General features: G+C 42.8%; 16 protein-coding genes. 3 read left to right on the top strand and 13 right to left on the bottom strand.

Translation table 11 applies throughout. The features are described from left to right. Nucleotides 1–45: 45 nt before the first annotated feature. Nucleotides 46–1,491 carry a cysteine--tRNA ligase gene (cysS, locus tag RMZ41_RS22765; protein WP_322643907.1) on the bottom strand — a complete coding sequence of 482 codons (1,446 nt, stop codon included), beginning with the start codon at nt 1,489–1,491 and terminating at the stop codon, nt 46–48. A gap of 137 nt (nt 1,492–1,628) precedes the next feature. Between cysS and RMZ41_RS22760 the strand changes: the two genes are divergently transcribed. Further along, nucleotides 1,629–2,741 carry a GTP-binding protein gene (locus RMZ41_RS22760; RefSeq protein WP_322643908.1) on the top strand — a complete coding sequence of 371 codons (1,113 nt, stop codon included), beginning with the start codon at nt 1,629–1,631 and terminating at the stop codon, nt 2,739–2,741. A gap of 266 nt (nt 2,742–3,007) precedes the next feature. On the opposite strand, the gene RMZ41_RS22755 is transcribed toward RMZ41_RS22760, so the two are convergent. Both RMZ41_RS22755 and RMZ41_RS22750 read right to left on the bottom strand, forming a co-directional pair. Continuing rightward, entirely contained in the window at nt 3,008–3,685 is a 678-nt protein-coding gene (locus RMZ41_RS22755) for a hypothetical protein (protein ID WP_322643909.1), read from the bottom strand. Nucleotides 3,686–4,022: 337 nt separating this feature from the next. Continuing rightward, nucleotides 4,023–6,011, bottom strand: coding sequence for a heavy metal translocating P-type ATPase (locus RMZ41_RS22750; protein ID WP_322643910.1), 1,989 nt, complete (start codon nt 6,009–6,011; stop codon nt 4,023–4,025). 735 nt (nt 6,012–6,746) lie between these two features. On the opposite strand from RMZ41_RS22750, the gene RMZ41_RS22745 reads away from it, so the two are divergent. Beyond that, nucleotides 6,747–7,130 (top strand): hypothetical protein, encoded by a 384-nt coding sequence (locus tag RMZ41_RS22745; protein ID WP_322643911.1) that lies wholly within the window; start codon nt 6,747–6,749, stop codon nt 7,128–7,130. Between the two features lie 298 nt (nt 7,131–7,428). On the opposite strand, the gene RMZ41_RS22740 is transcribed toward RMZ41_RS22745, so the two are convergent. From RMZ41_RS22740 to der, 9 genes are all read right to left on the bottom strand, one after another. Further along, complete coding sequence (locus RMZ41_RS22740) at nt 7,429–10,107, bottom strand: RNA helicase (RefSeq protein WP_322643912.1); 2,679 nt, start codon at nt 10,105–10,107, stop codon at nt 7,429–7,431. Nucleotides 10,108–10,241: 134 nt separating this feature from the next. Further along, the gene (gene proC / locus RMZ41_RS22735) at nt 10,242–11,060 is read right to left on the bottom strand and encodes a pyrroline-5-carboxylate reductase (RefSeq protein WP_322643913.1); all 819 of its coding nucleotides are present in this window, start codon (nt 11,058–11,060) and stop codon (nt 10,242–10,244) included. Nucleotides 11,061–11,172: 112 nt separating this feature from the next. Then, nucleotides 11,173–11,775, bottom strand: a complete 603-nt coding sequence (locus RMZ41_RS22730; protein WP_322643914.1) for a cell division protein SepF — start codon at nt 11,773–11,775, stop codon at nt 11,173–11,175. Between the two features lie 364 nt (nt 11,776–12,139). Continuing rightward, nucleotides 12,140–12,808, bottom strand: a complete 669-nt coding sequence (locus RMZ41_RS22725) for a YggS family pyridoxal phosphate-dependent enzyme (RefSeq protein WP_322643915.1) — start codon at nt 12,806–12,808, stop codon at nt 12,140–12,142. Next, entirely contained in the window at nt 12,805–13,083 is a 279-nt protein-coding gene (gene pipX, locus RMZ41_RS22720) for a transcriptional coactivator PipX (RefSeq protein ID WP_069068710.1), read from the bottom strand. Before pipX ends, RMZ41_RS22725 begins: the two co-directional genes overlap by 4 nt. A 140-nt stretch (nt 13,084–13,223) precedes the next feature. Beyond that, nucleotides 13,224–13,364 carry a hypothetical protein gene (locus RMZ41_RS22715; protein ID WP_322734334.1) on the bottom strand — a complete coding sequence of 47 codons (141 nt, stop codon included), beginning with the start codon at nt 13,362–13,364 and terminating at the stop codon, nt 13,224–13,226. Nucleotides 13,365–13,637: 273 nt separating this feature from the next. Continuing rightward, on the bottom strand, nt 13,638–15,161 hold the full coding sequence (locus RMZ41_RS22710; RefSeq protein ID WP_322643916.1) for an anthranilate synthase component I: 1,524 nt from the start codon (nt 15,159–15,161) through the stop codon (nt 13,638–13,640). A gap of 105 nt (nt 15,162–15,266) precedes the next feature. Next, nucleotides 15,267–16,187, bottom strand: coding sequence for an energy-coupling factor transporter transmembrane protein EcfT (locus RMZ41_RS22705; protein WP_322643917.1), 921 nt, complete (start codon nt 16,185–16,187; stop codon nt 15,267–15,269). A 167-nt stretch (nt 16,188–16,354) separates the two neighbouring features. Continuing rightward, complete coding sequence (gene der / locus RMZ41_RS22700; protein WP_322643918.1) at nt 16,355–17,725, bottom strand: ribosome biogenesis GTPase Der; 1,371 nt, start codon at nt 17,723–17,725, stop codon at nt 16,355–16,357. Nucleotides 17,726–17,861: 136 nt separating this feature from the next. Here der and RMZ41_RS22695 point away from each other — a divergent pair, with 136 nt between their 5' ends. Next, nucleotides 17,862–18,092, top strand: coding sequence for a hypothetical protein (locus RMZ41_RS22695; protein ID WP_322643919.1), 231 nt, complete (start codon nt 17,862–17,864; stop codon nt 18,090–18,092). A gap of 391 nt (nt 18,093–18,483) precedes the next feature. Here RMZ41_RS22695 and RMZ41_RS22690 read toward each other — a convergent pair whose 3' ends face one another. Next, nucleotides 18,484–19,680, bottom strand: coding sequence for a site-2 protease family protein (locus RMZ41_RS22690; RefSeq protein ID WP_322643920.1), 1,197 nt, complete (start codon nt 19,678–19,680; stop codon nt 18,484–18,486). Nucleotides 19,681–19,777 lie beyond the last annotated feature (97 nt).

Below are 19,777 nucleotides of genomic sequence, written 5' to 3'. Positions count from 1 at the left end.
AATTGGGAATTGGGAATTGGGAATGGGGAATTTTCCCCCTACTCCTTAATTCCGATGCCAGCGTGTACCATCACGGCTATCAATTAGCGTAATACCTTCTGCTTGAAGTTCGTCACGAATGCGATCGCTTTCGGCAAAATTTTTGGCAATACGCGCTTCTTGCCTTTGCTGAATTTTCGCTTCAATTTCTGCATCACTTAAACCACTATTTTCGTCTGTTTCGGCTTCTATCTCGGCTTCTAAACCCAAAACTCCAGCCAATGTGACAAGAGTTTGCCATTGACGCTTTAACTCATCAGGGGAAGTTTCAGTTTTCCCTTCATGTACGAAAATATGCCCCTCACGGCGCAGTTCTTTGGCTAATTCAAACAGCACTGTTAACCCACCAGGAAAATTAAAATCGTTATTTACAGTTTCTTGGAAGCGTTCAACAGTTTCAGGGAGTAGTGAGGCAATTTCGGTTCCCCATTCTAGTTTTTCGCCGTATTGGTAGCCAAAAAGTAAACCTTCTTTTATGGTGTGCCAACCGTTGGTTGCTGCGGCGATCGCTTCGTCGGTAAAATCTATGGGTGTGCGATATTGAGCAGTCAGTACGAACAACCGCACTGCCATCGGGTCAACTCCTCGATCCAGCAATTCTCGAATAGTGACAAAATTGCCCAAAGATTTGGACATTTTTTCACCATCTACCTTCACCATGCCGTTATGTAACCAGTAAAGCGACAGGGGTTTTCCTGTCACCGCCTCAGATTGGGCAATTTCGTTTTCGTGATGGGGAAAAATTAAGTCAGCACCACCAGCATGAATATCTATGGTATCACCCAAGCGATCGCGCACCATTGCCGAGCATTCAATGTGCCACCCCGGACGGCCTGCGCCCCAAGGTGACTCCCAAGCTGGCTCTCCCGGTCTTGCTGCTTTCCACAAAGCAAAATCGAAGGGGTCTTTCTTTTTTTGGTACTCTGGATCATCTACGTTGACGCGATCGCTAGCTCCGGCTTGCATATCCTCTAACTTGCGTCCTGAAAGCTTGCCATACTCAGCAAACTGCCGCACTGCATAATACACATCACCCTCAGCAGGGTAAGCAAAACCTTTATTTTCCAACTCATGAATTAACCGTTGAATGCCATTCATTGTGTAGGTGGCGCGGGGATATTCATCGGCTTCTTTGATTCCCAATCGCGCCATATCCTCAAAATATGCTTTGATAAAGCGATCGGCTACAGCTTCCATTGAAGAATGTTCAACACGGGCGCGATTGAGAATCTTATCATCAATATCGGTAAAATTTTGGATATATCGCACTTCATAACCGATAAACTGGAGGTATCGGCGCACTACGTCCCAAACGATGCAAGCTCTAGCATGACCCAAATGGCAGTAGTCGTAAACCGTCACGCCGCAGTAATACATCTTAACCTTGCCTGGCTCGACTGTTTTAAACGGTTCTTGACGACGGGTGAGGGTATTGTAAAGTGTTAGGGTCATAACAGAGTAATGCTGAAATAAGAAGATACGTAATAATAGGGTAAAGCAGCTGGGATGGCAGTCCAGCATCCCTATGCTAGTGTTTTATGGACTATCTGCGCTACATTACTATTTTTTGATTATTTGATAACAGCGCTATGCAATCAGCAGTTACACCCGAATCTTCGGCAATGGATACGCCCAAACAAGGAATGCCAGTAACAATTATTACTGGGTTTCTCGGTAGTGGCAAGACGACTTTACTTAATCATATCCTCAACAACCAAGAGGGTTTAAAAACCGCCGTTCTCGTGAATGAATTTGGCGAAATTGGCATCGACAACGAGCTAATTGTTTCCACTGGTGAGAACATGGTGGAATTAAATAATGGTTGTATCTGCTGCACTATTAATAATGATTTAGTAGATGCAGTTTACAAAGTTTTAGAACGCCAAGAAAATCTCGATTATCTAGTAGTAGAAACAACTGGTTTAGCAGATCCTTTACCAGTAGCTTTAACGTTTCTCGGCACAGAATTGCGAGATTTAACTCGCTTGGATTCGATTATTACCGTAGTAGATGCGGCGAATTACAGCCTAGATTTATTTAACTCGGAAGCAGCATACAGCCAGATTGCTTATGGCGATGTCATTGTGCTGAACAAAGCTGATTTGGTTGATGAAGCCACTTTGAATCAGTTAGAAGGAAAAATTAACGAAGTTAAGGAAGGAGCAAGAATTATTCGCGCCACGCGATCGCAAGTGCCACTTCCGTTAATTCTCAGTGTTGGTTTGTTTGAGTCTGATAAATATTTTGACACAGTGGTGGATGAACACGACCATCACGACCACGAGCATCACGATCATCATGACCATGACCACTCAACATGCGGTCACGATCATCACGATCATGACCACGATCACCATGACCACCATCATTCTGACCATTTAGAAAATGATGGTTTTACTTCCATCTCTTTCCAAAGTGACAAGCCTTTTTCTATTAGGAAGTTTCAGTATTTCTTAGATAACCAACTACCCTCAAATATCTTCCGAGCGAAGGGGATTATGTGGTTTGATGAAAGTCCGAAGCGTCATATTTTCCACCTTTGCGGTAAACGCTTCACCTTAGATGATGATGAATGGAAAGGTCAACTGAAAAATCAACTTGTGCTGATTGGTCAAAATTTAGATCGTGAGACTTTAATCACTCAACTCCAAAACTGCATTTGTTTACCTTCAACCTCTCGCGGTAAAGGGTTTGGGAAATAAAAAGGAGTACAGACGCGATGAATCGCGTCTGTACATGATGAAAGTTAAAATTGTGTACTTGTTCCCAGGTTCTACCTGGGAATTTGTTTTCAGTAGCTCTGATATTTGTTATATAGCGTTTTCCAGTCTGGTGAGATACAAGAACCCCACCCCCAACCCCCTCCCCGCAAGCAAGGAAGGGGCTATGATACACCTCATCTGATCGGGAAAAGCTATAGTTATTCGCTTGCTAACTTCCATCACTATGTCCATTGAATTGTTTAAAGTCAGTCGGATGGGTTAAGAACAACAATTATTTCTGTTAGCCTAATTCCCAGAGGTTTCCAGTGGCGATCGCTGGCAGAAAAAGTACCATCCCCAGAAACTGCTTGGTAGTCATTGGGGAACTTTTCGTAAGCATTAGGAGCAGCATCTACTCGCAAGATGACTTTACCCTGATAGCGGGATAATTTGCTACTATCTAGCAAAATAGTACCACCATAGTCCCATGCTAATCCATAGAGTTTGAAGTTACCTAACTTCTTGCGTAACTCACTTAAGGGAGTTCCAACACCAATACCTTCGCGGGTTTTCCAAGCTGAACCCAGGTTACGCACATCTAGAGGTTTCTTACGAGTATTATCACTCCAAACTATCAAGAGCGATCGCCCCTGATTTAGATTTACCTGCGTAGCTGCAAAACTACCCATTCCTTCAGGGCCAGAAATGGTTTTATCAACGAGATGGGATGCACCAAACAGCTTGACTAAATCTTGCTTGGTAGTTGTGCGTGCGATCGGCCCAACTCTTTCCCCAGGAATGATTAAAGTATCTTTTAATGGTTGCGATTTAGCAACAGTAATTGGATTATTTATTTTCTGAGGAAGTGCAAAGGCTGGATTTGCTGAATAATTTAGAAGTAAAGCTAACGCAGCCGTAACGATTCCTTTAATAGATGGCTTCACAGTGTACCTCTGCGGGAATCCGATTTGGGAGTGTTCAATATATTCAATTATTGCTTTTCAGTTTTAACTTCTACAATTTCCCAATTACAGATTCCCGATTTCTTCAAAATTTTATAAGAAGAATTCAGAACTCAGGAGTAAGAATGGGCTAAACCTTAGCTAATCGCTAACAGGTATGAATTCTCTAGGAGGAGGTGACAAATGGAGGTTTTAACAGTACTTCGTCCCACTACGCGCTTTCGCCCGAAGTCAAGCGAAAAAAATTAAAATATTCTCGCCTTAAAACTCTATCCCTTGATGGGTAAAGTATTCTGAATTCTGAATTCTGACTCCTGTTTTATTTCATCGCTCTCGTTGCATTTAAAATTGCCAGCAAAGCAACTCCGACATCAGCAAAAACAGCTTCCCACATTGTCGCTATACCAAAAATACCCAATCCAATAAATACGCCTTTAATGAATAAAGCAAAACCAATATTTTGCCAAACAATTTTGCGGGTTTTTCTGGCGATTTGGATTGCTTCTGCCACTTTTGATGGCGCATCTGTCATGATGACAATATCGGCAGTTTCTATCGCTGCATCTGAACCTAAACCACCCATTGCCATACCAACATCTGCTCTAGCAATCACTGGCGCATCATTAATACCATCCCCAACAAAGGCAACTTTACCATGCTTGCCGGCAGTGGTGAGTAACTTCTCAATAGCATTGACTTTTTCTTCTGGTAATAACTCGGCTTCGTAAGCATCTATGCCTAGCTGTTCAGCAATCCGAGATGCGATCGCTTGATTATCTCCTGTCAACATTACTGTTCTGTCTACACCTATTCGCTTGAGTACTTGAATAGCGTGTCTGGCATCTTCTTTCAGTTCATCAGCAATGACAATATACCCAGCGTAAATATTATCCACTGCTAGATGAACAACTGTTCCTTCTAACTGGCAACGATTGTGAGCAATATTCTCTCTATGGAGTAGGCGATCGCTTCCCGCTATTACTACCCGATTATCAACCTTGGCTCTAATTCCATAGCCTGCAATTTCTTCATAATCTCTTACTTCATAATCATCAATTTTTCCACCATAAGCCTTAAGGATAGATTGAGCAATGGGATGATTTGAGTGGGATTCTACTTTAGCAGCTAATTGCAGCAATTCTAATTCATTGTAACCATTTTGTGGTACTATCTTCGTTACTTTAAATACGCCTTGAGTTAATGTTCCTGTTTTATCAAACACAACTGTATTGACTGCATTTAGAGTATCTAAAAAAGTAGAACCTTTGACTAAAATACCACGTCTAGCCGCACCTCCTACACCTCCAAAATAACCTAACGGAATACTGATCACAAGCCCACATGGACAGGAAATAACTAGCAAAATTAGGGCACGATAAACCCATTCTGAAGGACTTGCACCAGAAATGAATAAAGGCGGTAATATTGCAATTGCTAGAGATGTAAAAACTACTATTGGCGTATAATATCGGGCAAATTTAGTAATAAATTTTTCTGTTTCTGCTTTTTTAGTTTTGGCATTTTGCACCAAGTCTAAAATTTTGGCAATAGAAGAGTCATCAAATAGTTTTGTGACTCTAATGCTGAGAACACCCATTTTATTAATCATTCCAGCCAAAACTGTATCACCCAACCTCATCGTTCGGGGTACAGATTCTCCAGTTAACGCAGATGTATCAACTTGCGAATTTCCATCTATAATTTCACCATCTAGGGGAATCTTTTCTCCGGGTTTGACGACGATAATATCTCCAATATTTACTGTATTTGGGGATACTTTTTTTAATTCTCCCTCTATTTGGATATTTGCATAATCTGGGCGGACTTCTAATAAAGCTTTAATAGAATTACGAGAACGACTAACGGCAATATCCTGGAACAATTCGCCAATTTTATAAAATAGCATGACTCCAACAGCTTCGGGCAATTTATGAATTGCGATCGCTCCTAGTGTCGCTACTGTCATTAAAAAAGTTTCATCAAATACTTTCCCTCTAAGTATATTGCGTCCCGCAGTTTTTAAAACACTCCATCCACTTAATAAATAGGCAGGGATAAAAAGGAGATATTCACCTATTGAGTAGAATGTATTATGTAATTGATTTTCAAAAATTACACCAGGCACATATAAACTTAAAATTGCTACCAAAGGCAATATCTCATTTTTTAGATTGAATTCTCCACCGTGTTCGTGATTATGGTCATGGTCATGGTTATGATTTTCATCATGATTGTGATTATGATTCTCATGATGGTCATGTTCACAGCTGCAACAGCCTGAAGATTCTGAATGTAGTTTTTGCTTCATTTTTTTGATTTAGGCTAACAAATTACTTGGTGGATTAACCTTTTTCTAAATGTAATAAAAAAAAGAGTTTTTTACAAGTTAAACATTTAAGAATGAGAATCTATATCAAATTTATTGTTAAATATTGATGCTATTTTTTGGTCAGAATTAAAATTTATAATCTAGGAAATATAGCGATAGTGATTATCAATTTTATCGAATAATCCAACAGATAACTTTTGTTCGTAGTGAGCGATTTATCTGTTGGCATGAGATTTTATCGAACAGAATTCAGGAGTCAGAATTCAGCTTGGGTATTCTGTATGACTGATAGCGTAGTGGTAGCGAGTCTTGCCTACGGCACGCTGCGCGAACGAGCGTCTGAATAATCGGCGTTTTTGCACCCCCACCAACTTGAAAATTTGATGGTCTTCAATTCCTGCACGGTCTGAATCCCCGACTGTAAGCGTTGCGGAAAGCGAATCCGCGTTCGCGCTAGCGTCTCGTAGAGAGCGTCTTGATTCTGACTCCTGAATTCTGACTTCTGAATTCTTCTTCAAAGGTTTTTAAGCCCAAACTTAAAGCCTATTTGACTACTTAACGATCCTGTGAAAAGAACTTTGTGAAAAAACTGGGTAGATATGGAACCTTTTTGGATAGCAAGTGTCAAGCTAGCTATTCTTAGGGAAAACTCACTTGAAGTTTGAAAGTTAATAGAATACCCTAAGCTAGTAGACGATTTTCTCAAGGAAATTTATGAACAAAAAAATTCTTCTGAATTTGCTTTCTACTTCCTCAATCTTTGTATCGATGATGTCTACGCTGGTGACATTTCATCCTGCCCATGCTAGTGGTAGTATTACACAGCGATTACTGCACACACAAGATGGTCGTACCTGTATCACTAACCCACATGGTGGAACCGATTTTGTGTGTATTCGAGATTCAGAGAGAACGAAACCGTATACCTCATCTACCCGTTCTGCAACTATTGTCACATCTGTATCAGATCAAAATGTTGCAATGTTGAATTTTACTGACGAAGAAAGTGATGCTGCAATTAAGACATTTGGCTGCGACTGTCCATTGTGCATAAATTCTTTGCGTCAGTTGCGCGGTACTGGAAACTTGGTGTACTAAGGTTGAATAGCGCTTGTAGCGATTACAACTTCTGTTAAATACATGTGATTAATTACGTATAGAAAATATACGAAACCGAAAAAGCATTTTTAACTAAGTACCAGTACTATTAAATTTAAATTCATTCTTGGGACAGTTTTTAGGGGCAATTCATGAAAAACTCCACCCCCTTTTGGGTGGAGTTTTTGGGCATAGGGAATAGAGAATGGGGCATGGGGAAGAAGGAAAGGAGTAGGGAGCAGGGGGAGCAGAATTAATAACCAATGCCCAATGCCTTGTGTGCGTTACAGTACCCTGTTTATTCAACCACCTCATTTACAGGGAATCTATCAATCAACTGCATTGCTCGATAAGCATTACGTAAGAAAGAGTCTGGTAAATGTGGGACGTGGGGTATTTGTGATAATAAATCCAACGTCCGGCGGAGAATTCTCACCACATCGCCTTCATCCAAGGTGGTATTTTCACAGAGTTCTGTCCACTCCATTCCTAGCGCCCATTGTTCGACTATGGCAATTAACTCAAATTCCAACCATATAGGCAGCGCTACGTTATACCGCCGTTGTAGTTGGAACATTTGCCGACGAATTCCCCGCAATTTTGCTAAGGCTTCTGCCACTTCATTACTAAGCTCAAAGTTAACCTTGCTATCTGGACGGGGTGTTTCCATCACCAAACCGGCGGCGGCGGCGGCTAAATGGTGGGGATCTAAATTATCCAATTCACCACTAGCAAATACTAAACCTAGCCACAACTCATTTTCACCCCGAATGGCGGCAGAAATTTGCCCTAATTGTGTGGGCACTAAGTTATCTAAAGCGCCAAAGTGTTGCAGAATTGAGATTAAATTGAGAAATTCTTCCCAATGGCGTTGTGACTGTTGCTCTACTTGCCCTTGTAGCTGTTCGAGTTCGGCTTCTAGTTCGACATATTTGGCGCGACGCTTGAAAAGGGTGGCAGCATTGCCTGATTGATGTAGAGGATGAGCTTCTAGTTGTTCTTGGACGGCAGCAGTGCGACTGAGTTGTTCTGCTACTTCTGGTGCCAGATGGGAAGATTCTATCGGATTAGGAATACGCACTGCGATCGCAAAGCTTTCTTCGTTACCACGGCGCGACTGTCCGGGTTTCAAAGGCATCTCTGGCGGTGGTAGTAAATCTGGTGACACTTCAATGCGTGGCAATTCGGCATATAAATCGACTACATCCCCTGTGGTTGCCACATACCAGCGATTATCATGCCCTAAGCATACCAAGTAGGGAGCTTGACCAGAACCAGGCGATTTTCCCACTAACACTGCGGTTACTGGTGAAGACACTGTGATATTTTTGCCTTTGAGACTCAACAGAGTTCCTGACACTGCAAAGTCTAACATCATCCCTAATTCTTCTTTTCTATCTTCCTGTGCTTGCTCTTGCAGGGTTTTTAATATCTGGCGTTCAACTTTCAGGCGTTGCCGTAATTTTTCATAAATAGCCAGTTCATTTTCATCAACTGCGGCGATTTGCTCATGTAGTTGAGCTAATTGTTTTTCGAGTTCGGCAATCTCATCGTATTCTGGCCTTAAATGCAAGGTGGCCATGTACTGCCCAAAACTGCGTTCTATTAGTTCCCTGGTTTGCTCTAGGGTGTGCGTTTGCAGCAAGTTAAGTACCATGCCATAACTGGGCGTAAACTGGCTTACCAGGGGGTCTGGCTTGGACGTTCCCAAATATGCCGCTTCTTTAGCTCCTTCAAAGGGAGTTTGGACTGTCACCACATGACCTTGTTTATCCATCCCCCGACGGCCTGCCCGTCCCGCCATTTGCAAGAATTCGGAAGCATTTAATAGGCGGTGTCCGGTGTCAGTCCGCTTGGAAAGGGTAGAAATTACCGTTGTTCGGGCGGGCATATTAATTCCCGCGGCCAGTGTCTCAGTGGCAAATACTACTTTAATCAGCCCTTGCTGAAATAGTTCTTCTACCAATGCTTTCCATGCAGGTAGAATCCCGGCGTGGTGGGCAGCAATTCCCCGGTATAGAGGGGCAATTTGTCCAGAACGCCCAGCTTCAGGATTACGGGCTAAAAAGTCATCAATTTGTTGCCGCAAAATCTGGGATTCTTCATTATTTACCAGCCATAAATCACCCACTTCCGCCACCGCTTTATCACATCCCCGGCGGCTGAAGATAAAGTAAATCGCTGGTAGCATATCGCGTTGCTCTAACTGGCTCAAGGTATAAATTATACCAGGAGCTTCAGGTCTACCGTTTCTCCCTCTGTCCCTTTCTCCCCCTCTCCCCTTCTTCTTCTGAAGAAGACGGGGGTTAATTTTGGTTTTGCTATCATTCAGCAGGGGAAATAACCCTTTGGGATTGCAAAAGTGAAATTCTAAGGGGACTGGGCGAAAATCGGAGTAAATCAGGTCTGTTGGGCCGTGAACGCGATTTAACCAATCGGTGAGTTGATCGCTATTGGCAACCGTTGCGGAAAGGGCTGCCAGTTGCACTTCACGGGGACAATAGATGATGGATTCTTCCCAAACTGTACCGCGCTGGCGATCATTCATGTAGTGGCACTCATCAAGTATTACCGCTTCTACGTCTACTAATGAGATGCCGACTTGCCCGATCGGTGTGCCGTAAAGCATATTTCGGAAAATTTCTGTAGTCATCACCAAAATCGGTGCATCCCTGTGAATGGAGGCATCTCCAGTTAACAGTCCGACTTGATCAAACCCAAATTTTTCTCGAAAGTCACGTAATTTTTGATTCGACAGTGCCTTTAGGGGAGTGGTATAAAATACACGTTTCCCCCGCGATAGGGCGCGATAAATGGCGTATTCTCCAACTAATGTTTTGCCCGAACCTGTGGGCGCACACACGACTACGGAGCGTCCGGCGTTTAGGGACGCGATCGCATCTTTTTGAAACTGATCCAGATCAAAGGGAAATATAGCCCCTAAGTCAAGTTCTGGAGACGGTGCAGGATAATTCACTCAATCACATTTGCAACCAGATTGTTTACTATATTAACGAGTCTTTTGTCAACTTCGTTAATAGTCATTTGTCATTGGTCATTGGTCATTGGTCATTTGCAAAGGACAAATGACAAATGACTAATGACTCTTATTTATTTTCCCAGTTCTTGCGATCGCTCTGTGGCAGCTTTGACTGCTTCAATTAAAGCTGAACGGAATCCTGCCTGTTCTAGTTTGGCGATTCCTGCAATGGTTGTACCACCGGGGCTAGTAACGCGATCTTTTAGTTCTGCTGGGTGCATTTTGGTTTCATGCAACAGTTTCGCTGTTCCTAGTACGGTTTGCAATGCTAGTTGATTGGCAATTGCTCTAGGTAAACCTGCGGATACTCCGCCATCAGCAAGTGATTCTACTAGCAGCGCCACGTAAGCTGGCCCGCTACCAGATAGCCCTGTGACTGCATCCATCAGTCCTTCTGAGACTTCCACAACTTCACCCACAGCCGAAAAAACTTGCTGTGCTATTTGGTGATGCTTGGCATTTGTATATGCACCCAAACAAATGGCGGTAATCCCTGCTCCCACAGTTGCAGGGGTGTTGGGCATTGCTCTGATAACTGGCAATTGCACAAATGCAGCTTCTAGCTGACTTAAAGGCACACCCGCCAGTATGGAAATAATCAGGGGTGAGTTTTCTCTATTAAGAATATCAATATCTGCTAATTCTTGAGCGATCGCACTGAATACCTGTGGTTTCACTGCCAAAAAGACAACTTCTTTGGCTTGCGTGAAAACCTCACTATTATCTGTTGTCACAATAACATCATATTGCTGCTTCAAAAAATCTAGGCGAGAAGGTAGCGGTTCGCTAACTATAACTTCTGATGATTGATAAATTCCACGCGCGATAAGGCAGGATAAGAGCGCTTCTCCCATTATCCCACCACCAATTAACCCAAATTTTATAGTCATTAATTATTTGTCATTGGTCATTAGTCATTAGTCATTAGCTATTGATCATTAGTTTTAGACAAAGCACAAAGAACAAATGACAAAGGACAAATGACTAACAACTAATTGAACTTTATTGTGCCATCCGATTAGTTTCGTTGCCCCAGGTTTGATTAGGAGAACCTGTAGGACGAGCGGGGCGTGCTGGGGGTTGTGGTACTTCATGAAGAACGCCACCTTGGGTACTAACTTGGACACAGCTTGGTGTAAACAAGAAGATGCTCTCACCAATGCGCTCTTGATGTCCATCTAGTGCGTAAGTACCACCTGCAACAAAATCTACTGCTCGTTGAGCTTGATCTGGGTCCATGATTGTCAGATTTAATACCACTGACTTCCGTTCTCGTAACGCTTGAATTGCCTGGGGCATTTCTTCAAAGGTGCGCGGTTCGAGGACTAAAACTTCCGAAATTCCGTTAATTGCTCCTGGCATACCAATCACATTCCCCATTGGCTTTGAACCTGCTGCGATATCATCTCCCATTGTAGGCACTGGTTCCCGCCAGCGTCGATTTTGAGCGGTTGCGCTCTCTTGTGGGGCTGGGGGTTGGGGATTTTCTTGCTGATACAGATTTTGGTAATTATTATCTGTTTCTGGTTCTTCTTCGTAATATTCGTATTCCACTTGCTCATTTAGACCCACAAAGTCTCTGAGTTTGGAAAAGATGTTGTTCATTGTCTGTGTACTCTCCTGGTGCGAATAGCCTGTTTGACTTGGCTTAGGATTTATTTAGATAGGAGCGCTCGCTACATCGGTGGATACTTCAGCAAGTATATTGCTATTTGTAGTCCATACTAAGGGTTTTGGCGATGAACTGACACTTATTGGAAAGGTCTGTGCATCGCCTAAACATAATAATGAGTCAAGATTATATCCTAAGGTTTGTCCGAAGGAAAGTTCTTTTTACCCCATTTTCTCGTGGCGATTGCTCTTGTCAATACTATATCCTTTGTTTCTAATTGCACCAGTCTGTTAGAAAATTCTTGTCATCAAATCCCGATCTCTATTAATACTGACTTGCAAGGCTAACGAGCAAACGCTAAGAGCGATCGCCAAACAATATTGTTCCTAATCGTACCATTGTTGCACCTGCTTGCACTGCTAGTTCGTAGTCGCCTGACATACCCATAGATAGTTGCTGCATTTTAATGTGTGACCAGTTTTGTTCCTGGATTTTCTTTGCTAGCTCACGATTGAGATTAAACACATTCAAAATTTCCGAATTATTTAATCCTGAAGGCGGAATTGTCATCAAACCTTGAATTTGTAAATTTTTGTATTGGTCGAGCGTGGGTAAATCAGCCAAAAGTTCTGACACACTCCAACCAGACTTATTGGCATCGGGGAGAATTTTCACTTGCAAGCAAACTTTGGGACTCACTCCTAGCTGCTGCGCCAATTGGTCTAAGCGCTGTGCCAGCTTCAAATTATCCACGGAGTGAATCCAAGAGAATTGTTCAAGGGCTTTTTTAGCTTTATTGCTTTGCAAATGTCCAATAAAGTGCCAGGTAATATCCGGTAAGTCTTGCAACTCGGCTTGTTTGCTGGCAGCTTCTTGGATACGACTCTCCGCAAAATCACGAATTCCTGCGGTGTATGCAAACCGAATGGCCTCGGCAGGAACTTGTTTGCTCACAGCAATCAATTTGACTGAAGTTGGTAGGGAGGAACGAATGGAAACAATACGTTCAGAAATCGAACTACTCATTGGAAGGTGCGCTGGAAAACACTCTGAAGCTGATCGTACTCCTGAGAATGTCCACTGCGCCGCAGGGTACGTAAGCGATTTTCCAACATCATTCTCGCCTCAGTACGTCCTAGAGACTGGAATTTAACACCTTTAACGTCATTTGCCACCAAAAAAAACAGGCGCTGGGCATAAAGTGTAGTGAACAAATCCTGGTTCTCATCAACCATACAGATTTTGTAAAGTAAACCCCAAGTTGGATGGTTTATGTAAGTTTCTGCGTTTTCTGGATTCATTTAATAGTCAAGGTGTAGTCAAGGTGGGAGTTATATATCTTTTCGCAGTGAATTCCAAACATTCAGACGATAATACCAACATTCGTCAGAATATTTGCTTAAAATGCAAAATTGCGGTTACGAAGACCTCGATCTAGTTTCTAATTGGCAGATGAAGCTAGTGGTAGTGAAGCGAAATGGTACAACAGATGCCGCAAAGCGTAGATTCCGAGAGTAGAGGCTGGTTGATAGATATCACCATCTGCTTTGGTGACTTCAATTGACCAATTTGTAGGGAGCAAGGTACAAAACAGCCCCGATCCTTTTGTTAAAAGTTCGACCTAGCAAGAGAAAACACCCTTTGAAGTTTTCAATGGCAACAGCCAACTTTTCAACTTCTTTCCATACTGCCACAACTGCGGCTAAATGGCACAAAATGGAATTGGGAATTGGGAATTGGGCATTGGGAATTGGGCATTGGGAATTGGGAATTGGGAATTGGGAATTGAGTATAGTTATTCTGCTTGTCCCCTTGTCCCCTTGTCTCCTTGTCCCCATTCCCCATTCCCCATTCCCTATTGATTATTCAGCATTTTCAAGGCTGCCAATTGTGCTTGGGCTTTGTGCAGAGATTCATACCATTCTTTCTCAGGATCGCTGTCTGCGACAATTCCTGCGCCAACTTGTCCCCAGACGGTGTTGAGTGCTGAGTACCCAATAAGGGTTTCTTCTCCTGCTTGTTGAGACGCGGGAGCTAATAGCAGGGTGCGGATTAAGATATTTAAATCTAGATGGCCACGCCAATCTAAATAGCCACAGGAACCGTAAAACAAGCTGCGTCGCACGGGTTCTAGTTCTTCAATAATTTCCATACAACGGACTTTCGGACAGCCTGTAATTGTACCACCTGGGAATGTGGCACGAATCAAATCAATAGCTGTGCGTTCGGCTTCGCCGTGCCGTAGGCATTCGCTTTTTAAAGTACCTTTGATGTTGCTGACAAGATGCATCACATGGCTGTATCGCTCAATTGTTAGCAATTCGTCAACAGTAACGGTTCCCCATTCACAAACTCGCCCTAAATCATTGCGTTCCAAGTCCACTAGCATGATATGTTCTGCACGTTCTTTGGTGTTGCTGAGTAAATCTTGTGCCAGTTGTATATCTTGTTCTAGTGTGACACCACGCGATCGCGTCCCTGCGATCGGTCTAGTTTCGGCTTGCCGATTTTGCAACATTACCAACCGTTCCGGCGAACAACTTATTACTTCTCCCCAGGGTGTCTGCCAATAGCTGGCAAAAGGTGAAGGATTGATTTTTTGCAAGGCTTGATAAATTTCCCAACCAGCAGCCGATGTAGACGCTTGAAATCGCAATGAAAGATTTGCCTGAAAGATATCTCCGGCTTGAATATATTTTTTTGCCTGATTTACGGCTGTTTCGTAATCTGCTTGCGATGTCAAAAATAGAGGAGGAGATGGGGCATAGGGCATAGGGCATTGGACATTGGTTATTTTTTCTATCTCCCCATCTCCTTCATCGCTTCGTCTTTTTTCCAATTTTTTCTCTAACCGATCGAGTCCACTTGCATCACTAGCAGCTAGCCAAAGAATTTGTTGCGCGTGATCCAAAACGGCAAAACAATCTGGTTCATACCAAAAAGCTATAGGAAATGGTAGGGGATCAATTTTATGATGGGGTAACTGTTCAATTTCCCATGCCACATCGTAGCCTAACCAACCTAACCAGCCGCCCGTGAAGGGCAGGGCGGGACATTGGTTATTTTCCTTGTCTCCTTGTCCCCTTGTCTCCTTGTCCCCCTCATTTCTCTCTACTTGTTGCTGTAACAACTTTTCGAGGAAGGGAAAAACCTTTCCTACTTCTGGTGTCCACATCTGAGGGATGCCATCAACTAGACGAGGAGCGCCTGCACAGATAGAATATCGGCTGAGTTGGGGATGATCGATTGGCGTTGGGTAGGGACTTTCTAGTAGGGTTGCAATTGCGGGCGCGGCGGTGGGGCGAAAAAGAGTAGCAAAAATTTCAGAACCTGTGCGCTTTTCTAAGGGTAGCGATCGCCAATACCAAGCCTTGATCATACTTGTTTCTAAGCGTTGTTAATAGTTAGTTAACAGTTTTCAGCAGTGAGTACAAATAACTACAACTACTGGCAATTACCTCTATACCATTTTCTCAATGCAAAATTAAACTTGAGTTCCTATAGCTATGCGTATTCCCCAGAATACAATTAAAATCGCAATAGCAAGCCAGTCACGCGCTTTAAATCGTAAATCGTGCCACTGCACTCTATGTTCGTTGGGACTGGTAAAACCCCGAACCGTCATTGCATTTGCCATTTGATCGGCTCGTAAAAGCAGATTTTCTAAAAGTCTTTCTGCGACTGTCATCCAAACTTTGAACCCTCCTTTTAATCCCAGCTTTTTCCAGTTAATTGCTCTCGTCATCACAGAGCGAAATAAGTTTTGCACTTCTTCTAAAACTAGAGGAATAAAGCGCAAGGATAAGGTTAAAGTTAAAGCAATTTCTGTAACAGGTAACTTGAAGCGTCTCAGGGGTTGCATGAGGCTTTCTATACCAGATGTGATTTCTTCTGGTGCGGTTGTCAGCAGATACAGGTTGGTGCTGTAAATTACGGTAAATATTAATGTACTCAGCCTTACTGCCAAATCCAAGGAGCGACGAGTTACTTTGACTGGGCCTTTGTGAAATAGCACATAGCTGTATTTTTTGCGATCGCTTACCTGCTCTGGAACAATATTTTTAGAATTTACTGGCTGGGTTAATATTTGTTCATTAGCTGGTAGGCGTGGCTGATAATCTACACCCATTCCATCAGGGCTGATGGCTCCGATCGCTAAGACAAAAAACGATAGCATTAAGAGCCAACCCATTTGTTGCTGCCATACTCGGCGGGGAATCCTGGCAATCAAGGTGGCAATAATCAATACTACTACCAGCAGCACCCGCCAAAAGTTGTTGGCTAAAACATAGCTTGTTAAAAAGCTCATCAACCAGGCGAACTTGACTCGCGGATCGATTTTATGCAGCCAAGTTTGGGGTTGTTCTAAATAAAGTCCAAGTGGCAGCGATCGCAGTAAATCCATTTTAGATAGAGTTAGGAGTTAGGAGTTTAATTTATAACTTTTACCTTGTACTGCTATCAAGCTCAAGGCGATAGGGTTTTATAGTTAGCAATTTTGAATTTAACTTATAACTCCTATACAGATGCAATTAATCGCGCCTCTTGTACAGACGCGATTCATCGCGTCTCCTAACTTATTTTGACGCGAGTTGCTCTATTAACATTACCAATTTCCGCATCACGGACTTTTTTGCTGCGCCAAAGTAAAATAATGGGCGTGCCTTTAAATCCTAGCTGTTGGCGGAATTGGCGTTCAATGTAGCGGCGGTAGTTGTCGTTGAAGCGTTTAGAATCATTGACAAATAGTGCGATCGTTGGTGGTTGGCTACTTACTTGTGTACCATAATAAATTTTGCCCTGACGGCCACCACGAGATGCTGGGGGTGAATGCCAACTAACAGCGTCTGTTAATACTTCGTTAATAACTGATGTGCTGACACGACGTTTATGTGATTCAGCCGCCGTTTTCACCAATTCGAGAATCTTTTCTACCCGTTGTCCTGACAAGGCACTCACAAAAATTGTTTCTGCCCATTCGGTAAAATGTAACCGTGATTGCAGGGTTTTTTCGTAATCGTAGATTGTGTAAGAGTCTTTCTCGACAGCATCCCATTTGTTAACGACAATAATGCAAGCTCGACCTTCTTCAATAATCCGCCCAGCTAATTTTTGGTCTTGCTCAGTGACTCCATCTACAGCATCTAGTACTAATAAAACCACATCAGCGCGACGAATCGCTTTGAAAGCACGGTTAATACTAAAGAATTCTGTGCCGTATTCTATATGTTTCTTTTTGCGAATACCGGCAGTGTCAATTAAGCGGTAAGTTTGTCCGTCTCGTTCAATAACGGTATCAATTGCATCGCGGGTTGTGCCAGAAATTGGGCTAACAATTGCTCTCTCTTCACCGACAAAAGCATTCAGTAAGCTCGATTTTCCTACATTCGGGCGGCCGACAATTGCCACTTTGATTTCATTAGTTTCGGGGATGTCTTCAACAGCAGGGATGTGATTAACTAATTCGTCAAGTAAGTCTCCTGTACCACTGCCATGAATTGCGGAGATGGGGTAAGGTTCGCCCAATCCCAATTCCCAAAACTCGGCAGCTTGCATTAAGCCTTGATCTGGAGATTCACATTTATTTACAGCTAGTAGCACAGGTAAGGGTTGTTGGCGCATCCATTCGGCGATTTCTAAATCTGCCGATGTGGGGCCTGTTTGACCATCTACGACAAAAATAGCAGCACAAGCTTCTGCAAGGGCTGTCATTGCCTGCTGGCGAATTAATGGTAAAAATTCGGTATCATCATTAAAGACTAAACCACCAGTGTCTACGACTAAAAATTCGCGGCCATTCCAGAAAGCTGGCATGTAAGTGCGATCGCGTGTCACTCCCGGTTCATCATGGACAATCGCCGTTTGTTCCCCGGCGAGTCGATTAACCAGGGTGGATTTGCCCACATTTGGACGTCCGATAATTGCAACAATTGGCAGTGCCATAAAACCAGGGTAAGTGAGAGGTGTAGTATATCACGTAATTACATTTTACTCACTTTCAACTTGAAGTTTTAATAATTTTCCAACCTGGTAGGCTTTGATAGCTAAGAGTCGAACAAAAAAACAGGAAATTATATTTATGCAGGAGATTGAAAACTTAGGAGTGACTGTAGAAGAGTATTTGGATGGATTAGCGATAGGTATTGATATTTTAGAATTGAAGCGGTTAGAAGCAAAGGGAATTCCCACAAACCTGGCTTTGGAAGTTATGGCGATCGCACCAAAGGTAATCAATGGTACGGCTACTCCTGAAGAAGTTGTTAGAGGACTAATGATTTTAACACCATCGCTTAGAAAACAACTTGAATAGAGGAATATCCAAAAAATCATGGGTTTTGATTTTGGAGATTAAGACATGTATTGTAGTCCTGCATCAATTTACTTCTAATGCCCCCAAAGCTTTTAAAGTTGCTACCTCTGCTTCAGTCAACCCCATCACTTCAGTAATAATCATGCCTTCGTAAGGGCGGGATGGTCTTAAAGTTAGTTCAAGCTTGTCAGAACGCTCGATAGATTTGAGTGAAAAGCTTAATGTCTAATGTTTTGGGACATTTTCTGACATCAAACTCAGCTTTAAAAAATAAAAAAGGTAGGAAACCCTACCTTTTACCCAAAAAAAGCATTTTGTAACCAAATACCAAATTCAATATCACACAAGTTTTTGACGAATCTATTGCAAAACTATGACAACGGTATGACGGTTAATTTGCAATTGATTTCGCTATTGCTCCCAGCTGCAACCCAGGTGGATAGCTACCTTCTTCTTTTACCCGCTTGATTTCAGTGTCTGTGAGCCGCAAATTTAACTTTTGTGCCAACGATCGCACAATATCTCCTCGATCAATTACACCAGCTACAGCGCCAGCAGGAGAAAGGACGGTAATTCGAGGTAACTGCTCATTTTCCAGCTTGTTAATTACCTCAGCTATGGTTGTTGCTTCGGTAACAGTGGGTATTTCTGTCAGGGGATGCACTATGCTGTGTAAGGTTTGAGTTTCCCATTCACTTCTTTGGGTTAGACGAAAATCGTCAATGGAAACTAGACCCCGATAACGTCCATCAGAAGCAGCAAAATAAACCTGTGAGGGAGCGGTTTCCAATAAGTATAAATCGGCAAAGGAGCGTAATGTCTGGTCAGCATCGACAACCCGAAAGTCACGAGTCATGGCATCAGCGGCCACTACTTTGAGTAGGCTTTCTTGCAATGTGGTCACGTTGTCATAACTGCTGGCGTTGCGGACAGCAAACCAACCCAACATCGCAATCCACAAACCAAGTACTAATTCTCTTGTTAAGAAATCTACAACAAATCCTAGAGCGATCGCACTATAACCCAAAATTTGCCCAGCCCTTGCAGCCCAGTGTATTGCTTGGAAACGATTACCTGTGACTTGCCATAGTGCTGCTTTTAACACTTGTCCTCCATCTAGAGGCAAACCGGGAATCATGTTAAATAGAGCTACCACCAAGTTAATTCTCGCCAAATCTCCGACCATCACACTGAGGGGACTGGTGTCAGGGATTACGGTAACTCCTAAGCGGAGTAGGAAAAATAGTATGATACTCACCAATGGCCCTGCGATCGCTACTTGAAAGGCTTTGAAAGGAGTTTTAGATTCTTCTTCAATAGCAGCAATCCCGCCAAATAGAAACAGAGTAATTGAATTAACTTTAATGCCTTGCGATCGGGCTACCAAGCTGTGACCTAATTCATGCAGCAACACCGAACTAAATAGCAACAGTGCCATAATTATCCCAGCACTCCAAGCTATAACAGTTCCCCACTCTTGGTAAGCTACCCCAAAATTGAGGGTTGCCAACCCTAAAATTACAAACCATAAAGGGTCTAAAAATAGGGGAATTCCAAATAAAGACCCAATTTTCCAATTTGTTTGCATTACATTGTCCTAAAACTAGATATTGCCAGTAATTCTTATACTGCAATATTTGCGTATATACTTACACGTATATTTTTGAGCATCAATTCGGTAGTGC

This window comes from Nostoc sp. DedVER02, from assembly GCF_034530675.2.
Classification (GTDB): Bacteria; Cyanobacteriota; Cyanobacteriia; order Cyanobacteriales; family Nostocaceae; genus Nostoc.
This window is presented reverse-complemented; position numbering and strand designations above follow the sequence as displayed.